We start from the raw sequence: 15,727 nt of genomic DNA, 5'->3' as shown, positions 1-15,727 counted from the left end.
TCAGAGCATCCCCAGCGGGCCGGCCATCATGTTCTGGTACATGCCGAAAAGCGAGGTCACGAAGATCGAAAACATGCCGATCACCTGAACCTGGATTCGGTGCCGCAACAGGCGTTTGCGCAAGTCAGCGCCCTCCAGTTGCCTGTCGTGGATCAACCTCGCCGAATTCAACGACATCAGGCCCACGATGGTCATCGGGAAGACCAGCAGGAACACGGCCTGGGCAAACTCGACCCAATACCAGAACGCCAGTATCACCAGCGAAGTCAGCACCGCCGACATCAGCCCCAGCAGCCACAGCCCGGCCACCCCGGCGATATACAGCAGGCGGTTGCAGTTGATGCGCACCATGTCTGCAAGGTCCTGTTCGGCCTCTCCGCCATGCCGCGCGGCGCGCTGGATCATGTCATAGGGCACGCCCAGCACCCAGTGGCTGGCAGTGGACCACAGCACGGCCAGGGCAATCCAGTACCACAGATTGGAAAAGGATCGCATGTCGATCAGCTCGAATACGGCGGAATAAAAGTCCACGTGCCTGCCCTTGTTCTTCGTGGGGTGTTTCGGCGCGACATTAACGACAGGGCGCGCGGTTTGCCAGCCCCGACACAGCCTCTTGAGATAGATGCACACTCGTGGCAAGCACGGGGGGCAACCTCCGAGGAGCCAAGCATGAGCCGTACCGTCGCCTCCTTTCCCGCCACGCGCCTGCGCCGCAACCGCAAAAGCCCCGCGATCCGCGACCTGGTGCGGGAAAACACGCTGACCACGGGCGACCTGATCTGGCCGGTCTTCGTGATGGATGGCAAGGATGGCGAGACCCCGATCGCCTCGATGCCCGGCGTGTCGCGCCTGACCACCGACCGGGTGGTGAAAGCGGCCCGCGAGGCGGCCGCCCTGGGCATCCCGGCGATCTGCCTCTTTCCCTACACCGATCCGGCTTTGAAAACGGTGGAATGCGAAGAGGCCTGGAACCCCGACAACCTGTCCAATCGCACCATCCGCGCCATCAAGGACGCCGTGCCCGAAATCGCGGTGATGACCGATGTGGCGCTGGATCCTTACAATGCCAACGGGCATGACGGCATCGTGCGCGACGGCGAGATCGTGAACGATGAAACCGTCGAAGCGCTGGTCAGGATGGCGCTGGCCCAGGCAGACTGTGGTGCCGACATCCTGGGGCCGTCCGACATGATGGACGGGCGCATTGGCGCCATGCGCACGGCGCTGGAAGCCGCCGGGCATACCAATGTTGCGATCATGTCCTATACGGCGAAATATGCCAGTGCGTTTTACGGGCCGTTCCGCGATGCGGTGGGGGCATCCGGCGCGCTGAAGGGGGACAAGAAGACCTATCAGATGGACCCGGCCAATACGGACGAGGCCCTGCGCCTTGTGGAACGCGATCTGATGGAGGGCGCGGACATGGTCATGGTCAAGCCCGGCATGCCCTACCTGGACATCTGCCGACGGGTAAAGGATGGGTTCGGCGTGCCGACCTTCGCCTACCAGGTCTCGGGCGAATACGCGATGCTGACGGGCGCGGCCGAGCGCGGTTGGCTCGATGGCGACAAGGTCATGCTGGAGAGCCTTCTGGCCTTCAAACGCGCGGGCTGCGACGGGATCCTGACCTATTTCGCGCCGCGCGTGGCGAGGATGTTGCAGGGCTAATTTGAGGAGGGTCGCCCCGTCCCCTTGCGCGGCTGCGCCGCTTGGGTCCGGGCTTCGGAGCTGGGGGTTTCACCCCCAGACCCCCGGGATATTTTCTGAAAGATGAAAAGGTTAGACGTTCCGGACAAACCGGACCAGCTGTGCGGTCGAACCGTCCTTGCCGTCCGCAGGTTCCTTGCCTGCCACGATGGGTTCCAGGGCCAGGGCAAGCTCCTTGCCCAGTTCCACGCCCCATTGATCATAGGAATTCAGCCCCAGGATCGCGCCTTCGACGAAAACCCGGTGCTCATAGAGCGCGATGATCCGGCCCAGGGTGGCCGGGTCGAGCCGTTCATAGATCAGCGTGGTGGACGGCCGGTTGCCCGGAAAGACCCGGTGGCGCGCCTGGCGGTCGAGCTCGGCGCCGGTGAGCCCTTTCGCCGCCATCAGTGCGCGGGCCTGGTCCAGACCGCGCCCCTTCATCAGAGCTTCGGACTGGGCCAGGCAGTTGGACAGGAGCAGCCGGTGCTGGTGGGCCAGATCCGGTTCGTGCCCCCTGGCGGCCACCATGAACTCGCAGGGCACCACCGAGGTGCCCTGGTGGATCAACTGGTAGAAGGCATGCTGGCCATTCGTGCCCGGTTCGCCCCAGACCACCGGCCCCGACGGCAGCGCAAGGTCGCGGCCATCCATCGCCACGCGTTTGCCGTTGCTCTCCATCTCGAGCTGCTGGAAATAGGCGGCCAGCCGCGACAGGCGCTGGTCATAGGGCAGCACCGCGCGGGTCGGGTAGCCGCAGACCTGGTGGTGCCAGAGCCCCACCAGCGCCAGCATCACGGGTAGGTTCGCCGCCCCCTCTGCCGTGCGGAAATGGCGGTCCATCTCATGCGCGCCAGCCAGGAAAGCCCGGAAGTTTTCCGGCCCCACGGCCAGCATGATCGAGAGCCCGATCGGCCCCCAGAGCGAATAGCGCCCGCCGACCCAATCCTCGAAGCCGAACACCCGCTCCGGCGGGATGCCCCAATCCGAGGTCTTTTCCGCGTTCGACGACAGCGCCACGAAATGGTCGCCGGGCCTGTCCACGCTGCCCGCCAGCCAGTCGCGGGCGGTGGTGGCATTTGTCATGGTTTCGATCGTTGTAAAGGTCTTGGACGCGACGATCACCAGAGTCGTGGCCGGGTCAAGCCCCGCCAGGGTGTCATGGATATGCGCCCCGTCCACATTCGAGACGAAATGGCAACGCGGCCCGTCGTGATAGGGCGCAAGCGCCAGGCAGGCCATGGCCGGACCCAGATCCGAGCCGCCGATGCCGATATTGACCACGTCGGTGAACCGGGCTTCCGCGCGGATCTGGCGGGCAAAGCTCTCCATCCGGTTCAGCGTTTCATGCACGCCGGGCAACACGTCCTGACCATCGACAAGAACCGGATCGGGACCGGGCGCGCGCAGGGCGGTGTGCAGCACCGCGCGGCCTTCGGTCTCGTTGATCTTTTCGCCCGCGAACATGGCCGATCGCTTGGCGGTGACGCCGCTGGCCTCCGCGAGTTCCAGGAGCATTTCCAGGGCCTTGGCGTCGATATTCGTCTTGGACCAGTCAAACAGCATGCCGCAGGCGCGGGTCGAAAACGCGCCGGCCCGCTTGTCATCGAACAGGTCCGGGATGGCGCGATCCGCCACCTCCGTCTGATGGTATTTCAACCGGTCCCAGATCGCTGCAGCCATGCGGCCTCCTATTCAGCCCAATGCACGTCCATGTCGGACAGGACGGCGGCAATGGGCGCCTTGTGCGGTTTCAGTTTCGCGGCCCGTTCCAGCGCCGCGCGCTTTTCGGTGCCAAAGATCAGCAGATGTTTCGACAGCGCCCCGTTCAGCACCGGCGCGGTCAGGGTCATGCGCGGCTCCGGCGCGCCGGGCGCGCGCATTGGCAACAGCGGCGGCGCCTCGGGCGACAGCGCGTCCTCCAAGAGGTCCGCGCCCGGGAAAATGGAGGCCGTGTGCATGTCCTCCCCCATGCCCAGAAGCACCACGGTCAGGGGCGTCACCGCCTTTATTCCGGCGGTCAGCTTGTCGAGCCCGCCCTCCGGCGTACCGGTTTCGGCATAGAGCGGCACCAGATTGGCCGCCGCCGCCCGGCCCGTCAGCAACCGGTCACGCAGCAGCCGGGTATTCGACCGCTCAGAGGTTTCGGGCACCCAGCGTTCATCGGTCAGAAGCACATCTACCCGGTCCCAATCCAGCTTGACGGCAGACAGCCCGTCAAAAACCGGCCCCGGCGTGGTGCCGCCGGGCACCGCAAGCGAGACACGTTCCTGGTGCTGCAGCCCCATGGTCAATTCGCTCGCCAGCCGGTCCACAAGGTCGAGAATCAGCAGATCCCGATCCGGATATTCCTTGAAAATCATTGCCGTAGCTCCCTCCAGCGCCGTCCGTCACGATGCAGCAGGATAAGCGCATCCTCCGGACCCGTCGAGCCGGGTTCATAGGGGTGCGGCTTGTCACCACGGGTCTGCCAGCCTTCGATGATCGGGTCGGTCCAGGCCCAGGCGGCCTCGACCTCGTCGCCGCGCATGAACAGGGTCTGATTGCCGCGAATGACGTCCATGATCAGCCGTTCATAGGCGTCTGGCACATCGGCGACCTCCTCGCCCAGGGCCTCGGCGAATGTCATGTCCAGCGGCACGTCGATCAGGCGCATGCCGCCCGGTCCTGGCTCCTTGATCGTGACCCGCAGATCCATGCCCTCATTCGGCTGAAGACGGATGGACAGTTCGTTGGCGCTCTGCCCGGTATCGTCCTCGAAGATCGAATGGGGGGGCTCCTTGAACCGCACGACGATCTCGGAAACCCGTGTTTTCAAACGCTTTCCGGTGCGAAGATAGAAGGGCGTGCCATTCCAGCGCCAGTTGGCGATATGCACACGCATGGCGATGAAGCTTTCGGTGCGGCTGTCGGGGTTCTCCGCCTCGTCCACGTAGGCCTCCGTGTCAGCCCCCGACAAGTACTGGCCGCGCACGATGTCCTCCGGGTCAACCGGATCCAGCGCCCGGATCACCTTGAGTTTCTCGTCGCGGACAGCGTCAGGGTCGAATTTCGACGGCGGCTCCATCGCGGTCAGACAGAGAAGCTGCATCAGGTGGTTCTGCACCATGTCCCGCATCGCGCCGGACTTGTCGTAATAGTCGCCCCGCCCCTCGACCCCGACGCTTTCGGCGACGGTGATCTGGATGTGGTCGACATACTGAGCGTTCCACAATGGTTCGAACAGCATGTTGCCGAAACGCACCGCCATCAGGTTTTGAACGGTTTCCTTGCCCAGGTAATGGTCGATGCGATAAATCTGTGTTTCGTCAAAGTGTTGCGCGAGAGTGTTGTTCAATACGCGCGCCGTGTCCAGGTCGTGACCGAAGGGTTTTTCGACGACGATCCGCGCTTCGGCACCGGCGCATTCATGGGTGTGCAACCTCTCGGCAATCGGGCCAAACAGGCTGGGGCCGACCGAAAAATAGAAGGCCTGGACCATATTCTTGCGCATCTTGGTTTTCAGTTCTTCCCATCCGTCGGTGCCAAGGGCGTCGATGGTCACATAGGACAGTCGTTCGAGGAAATCGGCCAGCACGGCGGGGTCGCATTTGCGCTCCGATACAAATTCGCGCACGGCGCTGGCGACGAAATCGCGAAACCCCTGGTCGTCCATCTCGCTGCGGGCCGCACCGATGATGCGGGCCTCTTCAGGCATCTGGCCGGCCCAGAACCTGCGGTACAGGCCAGGCAGGATCTTGCGCCGGGCCAGATCGCCGGTGCCGCCGAAGATGACGAGGTCGAAAGGATCGACCGGAATGACGCGCGCAACCATGTGTTACAGCTCCCGTTAGCGCTAACGCAGCCCTTCTAGCCGAGTATGAAAACAAAGTCTAGCACCCTCGCGAAACTTCACAACCGCGTCAAACTGCGGGTTGGGGGTTTTCGATGGGAAAACACTCGGTTAGGTCTGGTCGTCACGAACAGGAGGACCGATGGACCAGCGTATCGCCAACCCGAATGCCGGCAAATTCATTGACCCGAAACTGACCGCCGACGGGTCGAAACGCGCCAGCGTGGAGCTAAGCAACCCACAGACGCTCTGGTTCAATACGGGTACGCTGTGCAACATCACCTGCGTGAACTGCTACATCGAAAGTTCGCCGTCAAACGATCGGCTGGTCTATATCACGGCGGGCGAGGTCGAAGCCTATCTCGACCAGTTGGACACCCGCAAATGGGGGGTTTCCGAAATCGGGTTTACCGGTGGTGAACCCTTCATGAATCCCGAGATCATTGCCATGTTGCGCGTCAGTTTATCGCGTAATTACAAGGCCTTGGTCCTGACGAATGCGATGCGACCGATGCAACGCAAATCGGTGCGCGAAGGGCTCTTGTCCCTGCGCGACGCCTATGGCGACCGGCTGACCCTGCGGGTCTCGCTGGATCATTGGAACGCGGCCAGACATGACGAGATTCGCGGCAAGGGGTCCTACGCAAAGACACTGGAGGGCATGATCTGGCTGCGTGACAACGGGTTTCGCATGGCGGTGGCGGGGCGTGCGCTCTGGAGCGAGGACGAGGCGGAAGCGCGGGCGAAGTATGCCGAATTCTTCGCTCGTCACGACTTCAAGATCGATGCACAAGACCCTGCCATGACAGTGATTTTTCCGGAAATGGATGACATGGTATCGGTGCCCGAGATCACCACCGCCTGCTGGGACATCCTTGGCAAGTCGCCCGACAGCGTCATGTGTGCAAGCTCGCGCATGGTGGTGAAACGCAAGGGCGCGGCGCGACCGGCGGTGCTGGCCTGTACGCTCCTGCCCTATGAGGATGAATTCGAGCTGGGCGAAACCCTGGAAGAGGCCGAAGGCCCGGTGGCCCTGAACCATCCGCATTGCGCGAAATTCTGCGTGCTGGGCGGGGCGAGCTGTTCGGCTTAGATGTTAAAGGCTTCACCGCCGCAACAGGCAAAGTTTAACGTCTTTAAAGGGCTCTAAGGGTCAATCTTAAAGTATTTAAACCATCACGCAGAGCAGTTCGAACATGATCGAGGCGCCCAGATAGGCGGTCGCCCCGGTCGGATCGAACGGCGGGGAGACCTCGACCAGATCGGCGCCGATGATGTTCACGCCTTTCAACTCGCGTACCACCTGAATCGCCTGCCACGAGGTCGGCCCGCCCACTTCGGGCGTTCCCGTGCCCGGCGCAAAAGCGGGATCGACGAAGTCAATGTCATAGCTGACATAGGTCCCGCCCTGCCCGACGATATCGCGGGCCTCGGCCATGACGTCGGCGACACCACGGGTATGAAACTCCTCGATCGCGATGACGCGGATGCCCTCGCTTTCGGCAAAGTCGCGGTCCTCGCTGTCATAGGCGGTGCCCCGAATGCCGATCTGCACCACGCGGGCCGGGTCCAGAAGCCCCTCTTCGACCGCACGGCGGAACGGGGTGCCATGGGTGAACATGGTGCCGTCGAAATAGCTGTGAAACAGGTCCGTGTGGCTGTCGAAATGCACCATGCCGACCGGCCCGTCCTGGGCCAGCGCGCGCAGGATCGGCAGCGAACAGAGGTGATCTCCGCCCCCGGTCAGGGGCCGGATCCCGGCCCGTTTCACGCGGCCATAGAAGGCCTGCATGCGTTCCAGCGAATCGAGCACATCGGCCGGGTTCGGCCCGACGTCGCCAAGGTCGGCGCAATTGGCCGCCTCGAAGGGGCGCACACCGGTGGCACCGTTCTGGGCGCGGATCATGGTGGACATGTCCCTGAGCTGCCGGGGCCCGTGGCGCGGCCCGGGCCGGTTGGTGGTGCCGCCATCCCAGGGCGCGCCGATCAGGCCGATATTCACCTCGCCGAAACGCGGATGATCGAAATCGACCAGCGGCAGGCGCATGAAGGTCGGGACACCGGCAAAACGCGGCAGGTCGAAACCGGAAACGGGGGTGAAGAACGGGTCGGACATGGGCGCTCCCTGGGTGTTTTGCTCAGGTCAGGGGAATTTGCGGGGCGGGTCAAGCGATAATCGATGGCGCAACGCCCTTCGAGCGAAGGCGAAGAAGACACTTACGCACCGCGCAGCGGGGCGGCGCCCGACCCTCCCCAAGGGAGGGCGCTTTTGCGACGTTTCAAACAGAAATGCTGGTTCGGGTGGGGCAATCCTGTCGCCCTACGTCCCGGTTCCCACGCGCCCACCCAGGGTCGGGCGCCACCCCGCAGCTTCCCATGGTGATCAAGCCTCCAGTTCGGCATCCCAATAGAGGAAATCCATCCAGCTGTCATGCAGATGCCCCGGAGGGAACTTGCGGCCCATGTTGCGCAGCTCCTCTGCCGTGGGTTGGCGGGGCGGTTTTCTGAGCGCAAGCCCGGTCTTGCGCAGCGGTTTCGAGCCCTTCCTGAGGTTGCAGGGCGAACAGGCCGCCACCACGTTTTCCCAGCTGGTCACGCCACCCGCCGCGCGCGGCACCACGTGATCGAAGGTCAGATCGCCGCGCGAGCCGCAATACTGGCAGCAGAATTCGTCGCGCAGGAAAAGATTGAAACGCGTGAAAGCCACGCGCTTTTGCGGTTTGACATAGTCTTTCAGGACGATGACAGAGGGAATTCTCATTTCAATCGAAGGACTTCGCACCAACTCGTCATATTCGGCGATGATATGGACCCGGTCCAGAACCGCCGCCTTGACCGCCTCCTGCCAGGGCCAGACCGACAGCGGATAATAGGACAAGGGCCTGAAATCCGCATTGAGCACCAGCGCGGGATGCTTGCGTATCCCGGCGGGGTTGCGTGTGAATTCGGTTCTGAAATCTCCGTCCATGGGTGCAGCCGTCCTCGCCCTGCTCTTGCCGTCAGGGCGGGGAACCCGCCCCGTCTTGCCTCAACCTTGACTATATATGGCGTGAGGCATCTGGCAACCCCCACGATCTGGGGCGCTCGGAGATGTGATACGGCGCGAAGCTGACGGGTGTGTGACGAACGGCAAAAGCCCGGCGCAAAGGCCGGGCTGTCTGGTTGGGTCTGGGAGCTGGCTTACCGGGGTTGCGCCTCGATCAGGCCCAGCTTACTGCGGCTGGGTCTCCAGAAGGCCCAGCTTGTCCAGCATGAAGCTCAGCGCGACGGACAGCCCGTCATTGGCGATGCCGTGGCCGGTGCCCTTCTGAATGTGGCCGTAGACCTCGAAACCCGCGGCCTGCAGCGCCTGGCCCGCCTCGTCGAAATGGGCGATCGGCACCATGTCGTCGGCGTCGCCGTGGATCAGGATGATCGGCAGTTTCGACACAACGGTCTCGCCAAAGCTTTCCGGGTCCAGCATGCGGCCCGAGAAGGCGACCAGACCGGCCACCGGTTCGGCACGCTTGGGCAGGGTGCGCAGGGACATCATCGTGCCCTGCGAGAAGCCGAAGATGATCAGCTGCGCGGGCGAGATGCCCTCGTTTTCCAGCACCATGTCGATGAAACCGTTGATGTCGGCCTCGGCCATTTCGGCGCCGCGCGCGGCGTCCTCTTCCGAGGAGCCGTCGAGCCAGGGGATCGGAAACCACTGGTAGCCCATCGGGTTGCCCAGGCTCTTTTCCGGCGCATCGGGGGCGTAGAACGCGGTGTCGGGCAGATGTTGCCCCAGCGGATCGGCAAGGCCCAGCAGGTCGGCCCCGTCCGCGCCGTAGCCGTGCAGGAAGATGACCACCGATTTCGTCTCGCCCGACTGGGCGGCGCGGTGTTTGAATTCGAGTGTGCGCGTTGTCATCAGCGGATCCCTTCCCTGGCTGTGCTGACCCGGTAATAGGCCCAGAGCAGCCGGGCCGCAACGGCCCTTTGCGGGGCCCAGCCGGCGGCGAGGCGGCGCAATGCGGTTTCGCCGGGACGTTCGGGCAGGTCGAACAGGCGGCGCGCGCTTTCCTGCAGCGCCACGTCACCGGCCGGAAAGACATCGGCCCGGCCGAGCGCCTGCAGCGCGTAGACCTCGGCGGTCCAGAGGCCGATGCCGGTGATGCAGGTGAGAGTGGCGAGCAGCTGCGCATCGGGCAACCCGGCCAGCCCTGCGTAGTCCAGCCGGGCCCCGGCCAGGGCCCGCGCATAGCGCATCTTGGGGCGCGACAGCCCCACCGCGCGCAACTCTTCGTCACCGGCCCTGCGAAGCGCCGCTTCGTCGCAGAGCCCCGCCATCTGCATCCGCGCCCGGATCGCCGCGGCGGAGGCGGTGGAGACCTGCTGGCTGATGATCGCATCAAGAAGCGTGACGAAGCCCTGCGGCTTACGGCGCAGCGGCAAGGGGCCGGTCAGGGCAAGCGCGGCGGCAAAGCGCGGCTCGGCCCCGGCGAGCCAATGCGCCGCGCGGTCCACGTCGGCCTGGGTTTCAATGATCGCCCGCGTCATGATCGGACCCTAGCGGGCCGAAAAGGCAAGGGAAAGCGCTTCCCCCTGCCCCCACTTCGCGCCATAACAGGCAGATGACCAGGACACCGACTTCTCTGCCGAAATTTCCCGAGGGCGACTGGCCCGAAATGCAACCCGGCTGGGTCTGGTTCTGCGGCGCCGGCCCGGGCGATCCCGGCCTTCTGACGCTGCATGCGCTGAACGCGATGGCCCAGGCCGATGTGGTCGTGCACGACGCGCTGGTGTCCGGGGGCATTCTGGCGATGGCCAACCCCGGGGCGCGGCTCATTCATGCGGGCAAGCGCGGCGGCAAGCCCTCGGCCCGGCAGAAGGATATCTCGCTGAAACTGGTGGATCTGGCGCGCGAGGGCAAACGTGTGCTGCGGCTGAAGGGCGGCGACCCGTTCGTGTTCGGGCGCGGCGGCGAGGAAGGCCAGACGCTGGTCCAGCATGGCGTTCCGATTCGCATCATTCCCGGCATTTCGGCCGGGATCGGCGGGCTGGCCTATGCGGGCATTCCCGTCACCCACCGCGACGTCAACCAGGCCGTGACCTTCGTCACCGGCCATGACCAGCGCGGCGAGACCCCGCCGGTCGACTGGGAGGCGATCGCGAAGGGCAGCCAGGTGATCGTGATCTACATGGGCATGAAGCACCTCGACAGGATTTCTGCCGCTCTGATGGCGGCCGGTCGCAGCGCCGATGAACCGGTGGCGCTTGTCACCAACGCGACCGGGCCGGACCAGGAGGTGCTGGAGACAAGCCTGGGGGCTTGCGTCGCCGACGTGGAAGCCTCGGGCATGCAGCCTCCGGCGATGATCTGCGTGGGCCGCGCGGCGCTTCTGCGCCAGGCGCTGGACTGGCAATCGATGGCGGCAGGCGAAGTGCCGCGCAATCCCGATCCGCTGGGGCGCGGGCGGCCTGCCGAGGAGAGGTAGCCCGGAATTTCCGAAAACCCCGATCCGTTCGCGCGGGAAACGGGTATCAGGTGGCGCGAAATCCTGACGACCTGTGACCGGATCAGCGTGAACGACGCCACCGGATGATGAGACCGGTCCTTCACGCTCGGTTTCCGACCCGTTCGCGCGGGAATTTGCCCCTTTCAAATCGCCCCGCCCCGCTATACGCATTCAGCATGAGCGATATTACCATGCCCCCCGCTGTCGGCCAGAAGGCCTGGCGCAACGTGACCATTCTGGTTTTGGCCCAGGCGATCCTGGGCAGCCAGATGCCGATGATCTTTACCATCGGCGGGCTGGCGGGGCAGTCGCTGGCGTCAAATGTCTGTTTCGCGACCCTGCCGATCTCGATGATCGTGATGGGGTCGATGATCTGGGCCACGCCGATGAGCGCGGTAATGCAGCGGTTCGGCCGGCGGGTCGGGTTCTTTGTCGGCACCGGGGGCGGGACGCTGGGCGCGATGATCTGCGCCTACGCGCTGATGCAGTCGAATTTCACGCTGTTCCTGATCGGCTCGTTCCTGACCGGGATCTACATGTCGGCGCAGGGCTTCTACCGGTTCGCCGCGGCGGATACGGCCAGCCCGGCGTTCCGCCCCAAGGCGATCTCCTATGTGATGGCGGGGGGGCTGGCCTCGGCGGTGATCGGCCCGCAACTGGTCAACGCCACGAACGAGGCCACCGTCGTGCCCTTTCTGGGCGCCTATCTGACGGTGATCGTGATCAATGTGGCGGGCTCGGCCCTGTTTCTGTTTCTGGACATCCCCAAACCCGCCGCGCCGGAACCCGACGCGCCCCGGGGACGCACGCGCAGGGAGATGCTGCGCGATCCGGTGATCGCGGTGGCGATCATCTGCGCCATGGTCTCCTACGCGCTGATGAACCTGGTCATGACCTCGACCCCGCTGGCGGTGGTGGGCTGCGGCTATGAACAGGACATGGCGGGCAATATCGTCACCGCCCATGTGCTGGCGATGTTCGCCCCCAGCTTCTTTACCGGACACCTGATCGCGCGGTTCGGAACCCGGGCGATCGTCGCCACCGGCCTGTCGATCCTGGCCGCCGCGGGAGTGGTGGCGCTGCAGGGGGTGGAGCTTGGGAATTTCTTCGTCGCGCTGATCCTGCTGGGGCTGGGCTGGAACTTCGGTTTCATCGGCGCGACCACGATGCTGGCCTCGGCCCACAGCCCGGAAGAGCGCGGGCGGGTCCAGGGGCTCAACGACATGATCGTCTTTGGCTGCGTGACCGTGGCCTCGCTGGCATCGGGCGGGCTGATGAACTGTTCGGGCGGCAATGCGGTGGAAGGCTGGAACGCGGTGAACCTGGCGATGATCCCCTTCCTGGCACTGGCGGGAGCTGCGCTGATCTGGCTGATGCTGCGCCCGAAGGAGGCGTTCTGAGCGGACCTGCGCGCGCCCCGTCGGGCGCGGGAGCCGCTGCGCGGCGTTTTCTTGCCTTCGGCGAGGATATTTCCGGCAAGATAAAAAGGTGTTGCGACAGGCTCGCCCCGGTCCATCCGGCGGAACAGGCGCGATGTGGCGGGCTGTCTGCCCGAGTTCAGACCCCAGTGCGCCCTGCCCGTCCGCCGCGGCGTTTGCGCGGGATGTCCTGTTCGGCCAGCCCTTCGCGCAGCAGGTCGGTCATCGGGTGGTCGGGGTGCAGCGGGCCGTAATGGTCCAGGAGCGCCTGGAGCCGTTCCTTCTGAGAGAACGTCACCTCGTCGAACAGCGCCCAGTCGAGAAAGATCGACCGGCATTCGCCCGGGTGGATCCCGGCAATGTTGTAGCTTTCACGGATCAGCCCGCGCGGATCGAAACGGTCGATCCCTTCCGGTGTTCCCACGCCGCGCGCCATGGCGCTCCTCCCTTTTTCACCGGCCCCTTCGGGCCGCCCGTTCAGACCGGCGGGCGGGCCAGCACCGCCTCGATCGCCGCTTCGGCCGCGCGCCCGCGGGCCTGGATTTCCGCGACCAGGGCCGCCTCGCCGTCAACGCCGGTTTCGCGCAGCACCAGCTCCAGCCCGCCACGCCCGACTTGCTCCAGGTCGAGCGGCCCGTCGGTCAGGAGCTTGGCCGTGGCCTGCATGCGCCACATCAGATCATGTGAGGCGGCAAGGGCTTCGGCTTCTGCGGCGTCGAACCAGCCAATTGCGACACCCTGGGCAATCTGATCGGCCGGCAGGCGCGGGGTTTCGGGGGCCAGCAGCGCGGCCGCCTGGGCCACCAGTTCGACATCCTGAAGGTGGCCGGGGCCGAGCTTTGCCTCCAGGGCGCCCCCTGCCCCCTTTGCCCCGGCAATGCGCGCGCGCATGTCGATGACGTCCTGAACCACCTTGGCGGCGTCACGGGGCCGCGACAAGAGGTCGAGGCGGAAGGTTTCCAGTTCCGCGCCCAGCTCCGGGTTGCCCGCCACGGCGCGCGCGCGGGTGAGCGCGAGGTGTTCCCAGGTCCAGGCCTCGTCACGCTGATAGGCGGTGAAACTGTCGATCGAGGTCGCCACCGGTCCCTGCCGGCCCGAGGGGCGCAGGCGCATGTCGACCTCGTAGAGCCTGCCCTCGGACATCGGCGCGGTCAGCGCGGTGACGAAGGCCTGGGTCAGACGGGCGTAATAGGGCCGTGTCGCCAGCGGGCGGCGGCCATCGGACATGTCCTGGCCATCCGGGTCGTAAACCACGATGAGGTCGAGGTCCGAGGTCGCCGACAGTGTCCCCGCCCCCATCGACCCCATGCCCAGAACCGCCGCGCCACGCCCGGGCTGCGGCCCGTGTTTGCGGGCGAAATTCACCGCAACGCAGGGCCACAGCGCGGCCACCACCGCGCGGGCAAGGTCTGAATATTGTGCCGAGGCTTCGCGCGCATGGGTCAGCCCGCGCAGGAAATGCACGCCAACGCGGAAGTGCCATTCCTTCATCCAGCGCCGCGCGGTGTCGAGCTGCGCCTCGTAATCGCCGGCAGCCTCCAGCCGGTGGGTCAGTTCGGCCTCAAGCGCCGCCTCGCCGGGCCAGTCGGCGAAGAACCCACCGCCGATCACCGCGTCCAGCACCTGCGAGTTGCGGCCCAGATAGGTGGCCAGCGCCGGGGCCGTGGCGGCAATGTCGACGATCAGGTCGACAAGCTGCGGGTTGGCGTCGAACAGCGAAAACAGCTGCACCCCCGCCGGCAGCCCCTTGAGAAACCCGTCAAACTGGATCAGCGCATCATGGGGCCGCGCGGCCTCGGAGAGGCGGGTCAGGAGCTCGGGTTTCAGACGGTCGAAGATCTCGACAGCCCGGGCCGAGCGCAGCGCCGGGTAGCTTTTCCAGCGGGTAATGACCTCTTCGGCATCTTCGCCGAGGCTGGGGGCCTGTTTTGTCGAGGCATCCGGCGCGAAGAAGCCTTCGGTCACGTCATGAACCTCCGACAGCGCGCTGTGGATGCGGGTTTTCAACGTTTCGGGATCACCTTCGGCCATCATGCAGGCCAGACGGCGGAACTCGTCGTCCGTGGTGGGCAGCTTGTGGGTCTGGGCGTCCCGGAACTGCTGCACCCGGTGTTCGACTTCGCGGTGGAACCGGTAATGGCGGATCAGCACCTCGGCGGCCTGTTCGGGCACCCAGCCCTTGGCGGCCAGCGTGGCCAGCCCGGGCACGGTCTGGTTCGATCTGAGCTCCGGGTCGCGCCCGCCCGCGATGATCTGGCGGGTCTGGGTGAAGAACTCGATCTCGCGAATGCCGCCGCGGCCGAGCTTCATGTCATGGCCGGGCAGGGTAATGTCGCCATGCAGCCCCTTGTGGCTGCGGATGCGCAGGCGGATGTCATGGGCGTCCTGGATCGCGGCAAAGTCGAGATGCTTGCGCCAGATGAAGGGGCTGAGGCGTTTCAGATAGGCCTCGCCTGCCGCGATGTCGCCGCCGCAGGGGCGCGCCTTGATATGGGCGGCACGTTCCCAGGTGCGGCCCAGGCTTTCGTAATAGCGCTCGGCCGCTTCCATGGCCACGCAGACCGGGGTCACGGCGGGGTCGGGGCGCAGGCGCAGGTCGGTGCGAAACACGTAGCCGTCGGCGGTCAGTTCGGACAGCATCGCCGACATGCGCCGGGTCGCGCGGATGTGGCTGGCGCGGGCCTCGTGGTAATCGTCATCGGAAAACCGGCTGTCGTCGAACAGCATGATCAGGTCGATGTCGGAGCTGTAGTTGAGCTCATGCCCGCCCATCTTACCCATGGCCAGCGCAACCATGCCGCCCGCTGTCGCAATATCGTCTACGGTGGCGCCGGGCAGTTTCTTGCGGCGGATTTCCTGCCCGACCTGGAATTTCATCGCGGTGTCGGTGGCGTGGTCCGCGAAATCGGTCAGCGCGCCTGTTACCTGCTCCAGCCCCCAGACCCCGGCCACATCGGCCAGGCCGGTGAGCAACGCGATCCGGCGCTTGGCGATGCGCAGCGAGGTCCGCAGGGCGCTGTCGGTGTCGCCCTCGACCCGCATGGCGGATTTGAACGCGTCTTCGGGGGTGCCGGAAAGCGCCTCGCGCAGCCAGTCCGGTTCCTGTTCCATCAGCCCCTTCAGATAGGGGCTGCAGCCGGCGGTGCCTTCAAGAACCGCGACCAGCTCGGGCGGCAGGTCCGCAAAGGCGGCGGCGATGTCAGCGCCCTGATCGGTGTCGAAGGGGATCGGCGTGCGGGTGATGCGGCTGGCGAAATTCATGTCGCGAAGATGCGGCGGCGCGGCATGGGGGTCAAGCGGCGAAATGG

14 protein-coding genes are annotated in these 15,727 nt (G+C 65.3%); 4 read left to right on the top strand and 10 right to left on the bottom strand.

Annotated elements, in window-relative coordinates; genetic code table 11:
* The gene (locus tag Q1V43_RS01290) at window positions 1-531 is read right to left on the bottom strand and encodes a component of SufBCD complex (protein WP_300513131.1); all 531 of its coding nucleotides are present in this window, start codon (window positions 529-531) and stop codon (window positions 1-3) included.
* A 138-nt stretch (window positions 532-669) separates the two neighbouring features.
* Here Q1V43_RS01290 and hemB point away from each other — a divergent pair, with 138 nt between their 5' ends.
* Window positions 670-1,668, top strand: coding sequence for a porphobilinogen synthase (gene hemB, locus Q1V43_RS01285; protein WP_300513129.1), 999 nt, complete (start codon window positions 670-672; stop codon window positions 1,666-1,668).
* Between the two features lie 111 nt (window positions 1,669-1,779).
* Here hemB and pgi read toward each other — a convergent pair whose 3' ends face one another.
* The 3 genes from pgi to zwf are packed head-to-tail and all read right to left on the bottom strand — an operon-like array spanning window position 1,780 to window position 5,500.
* Window positions 1,780-3,369: a glucose-6-phosphate isomerase gene (gene pgi, locus Q1V43_RS01280; protein ID WP_300513127.1), complete on the bottom strand. Its 1,590-nt coding sequence runs from the start codon at window positions 3,367-3,369 to the stop codon at window positions 1,780-1,782.
* A gap of 8 nt (window positions 3,370-3,377) precedes the next feature.
* The gene (gene pgl / locus Q1V43_RS01275) at window positions 3,378-4,049 is read right to left on the bottom strand and encodes a 6-phosphogluconolactonase (RefSeq protein ID WP_300513125.1); all 672 of its coding nucleotides are present in this window, start codon (window positions 4,047-4,049) and stop codon (window positions 3,378-3,380) included.
* On the bottom strand, window positions 4,046-5,500 hold the full coding sequence (gene zwf, locus Q1V43_RS01270; RefSeq protein ID WP_300513123.1) for a glucose-6-phosphate dehydrogenase: 1,455 nt from the start codon (window positions 5,498-5,500) through the stop codon (window positions 4,046-4,048). The genes pgl and zwf overlap by 4 nt, the downstream gene beginning before the upstream one ends.
* A gap of 160 nt (window positions 5,501-5,660) precedes the next feature.
* Here zwf and Q1V43_RS01265 point away from each other — a divergent pair, with 160 nt between their 5' ends.
* Window positions 5,661-6,611 (top strand): radical SAM protein, encoded by a 951-nt coding sequence (locus Q1V43_RS01265; protein ID WP_300513121.1) that lies wholly within the window; start codon window positions 5,661-5,663, stop codon window positions 6,609-6,611.
* 75 nt (window positions 6,612-6,686) lie between these two features.
* Here Q1V43_RS01265 and Q1V43_RS01260 read toward each other — a convergent pair whose 3' ends face one another.
* From Q1V43_RS01260 to Q1V43_RS01245, 4 genes are all read right to left on the bottom strand, one after another.
* The gene (locus tag Q1V43_RS01260) at window positions 6,687-7,634 is read right to left on the bottom strand and encodes an agmatinase (protein ID WP_300513119.1); all 948 of its coding nucleotides are present in this window, start codon (window positions 7,632-7,634) and stop codon (window positions 6,687-6,689) included.
* Between the two features lie 267 nt (window positions 7,635-7,901).
* Window positions 7,902-8,486, bottom strand: a complete 585-nt coding sequence (locus Q1V43_RS01255) for an HNH endonuclease (RefSeq protein WP_300513117.1) — start codon at window positions 8,484-8,486, stop codon at window positions 7,902-7,904.
* A gap of 243 nt (window positions 8,487-8,729) precedes the next feature.
* Window positions 8,730-9,413 (bottom strand): prolyl oligopeptidase family serine peptidase, encoded by a 684-nt coding sequence (locus Q1V43_RS01250; protein ID WP_300513115.1) that lies wholly within the window; start codon window positions 9,411-9,413, stop codon window positions 8,730-8,732.
* A complete protein-coding gene (locus Q1V43_RS01245; RefSeq protein WP_300513113.1) occupies window positions 9,413-10,042 on the bottom strand; it encodes a DNA-3-methyladenine glycosylase 2 family protein in 630 nt (209 codons plus the stop codon). The genes Q1V43_RS01250 and Q1V43_RS01245 overlap by 1 nt, the downstream gene beginning before the upstream one ends.
* A gap of 74 nt (window positions 10,043-10,116) precedes the next feature.
* Between Q1V43_RS01245 and cobA the strand changes: the two genes are divergently transcribed.
* Window positions 10,117-10,980: a uroporphyrinogen-III C-methyltransferase gene (cobA, locus tag Q1V43_RS01240; RefSeq protein ID WP_300513111.1), complete on the top strand. Its 864-nt coding sequence runs from the start codon at window positions 10,117-10,119 to the stop codon at window positions 10,978-10,980.
* Window positions 10,981-11,177: 197 nt separating this feature from the next.
* Window positions 11,178-12,401 carry an MFS transporter gene (locus Q1V43_RS01235; protein WP_300513109.1) on the top strand — a complete coding sequence of 408 codons (1,224 nt, stop codon included), beginning with the start codon at window positions 11,178-11,180 and terminating at the stop codon, window positions 12,399-12,401.
* Window positions 12,402-12,558: 157 nt separating this feature from the next.
* On the opposite strand, the gene Q1V43_RS01230 is transcribed toward Q1V43_RS01235, so the two are convergent.
* Window positions 12,559-12,855, bottom strand: a complete 297-nt coding sequence (locus tag Q1V43_RS01230; protein WP_300513107.1) for a hypothetical protein — start codon at window positions 12,853-12,855, stop codon at window positions 12,559-12,561.
* A gap of 41 nt (window positions 12,856-12,896) precedes the next feature.
* The gene (locus tag Q1V43_RS01225; RefSeq protein ID WP_300513105.1) at window positions 12,897-15,680 is read right to left on the bottom strand and encodes a glutamine-synthetase adenylyltransferase; all 2,784 of its coding nucleotides are present in this window, start codon (window positions 15,678-15,680) and stop codon (window positions 12,897-12,899) included.
* Window positions 15,681-15,727 lie beyond the last annotated feature (47 nt).

It is taken from the genome of Aliiroseovarius sp., assembly GCF_030148435.1.
GTDB lineage: Bacteria > Pseudomonadota > Alphaproteobacteria > Rhodobacterales > Rhodobacteraceae > JASBTN01.
Note: the sequence above shows the minus strand (reverse complement) of the source record. Positions and strands in the feature narration are given on the sequence as shown.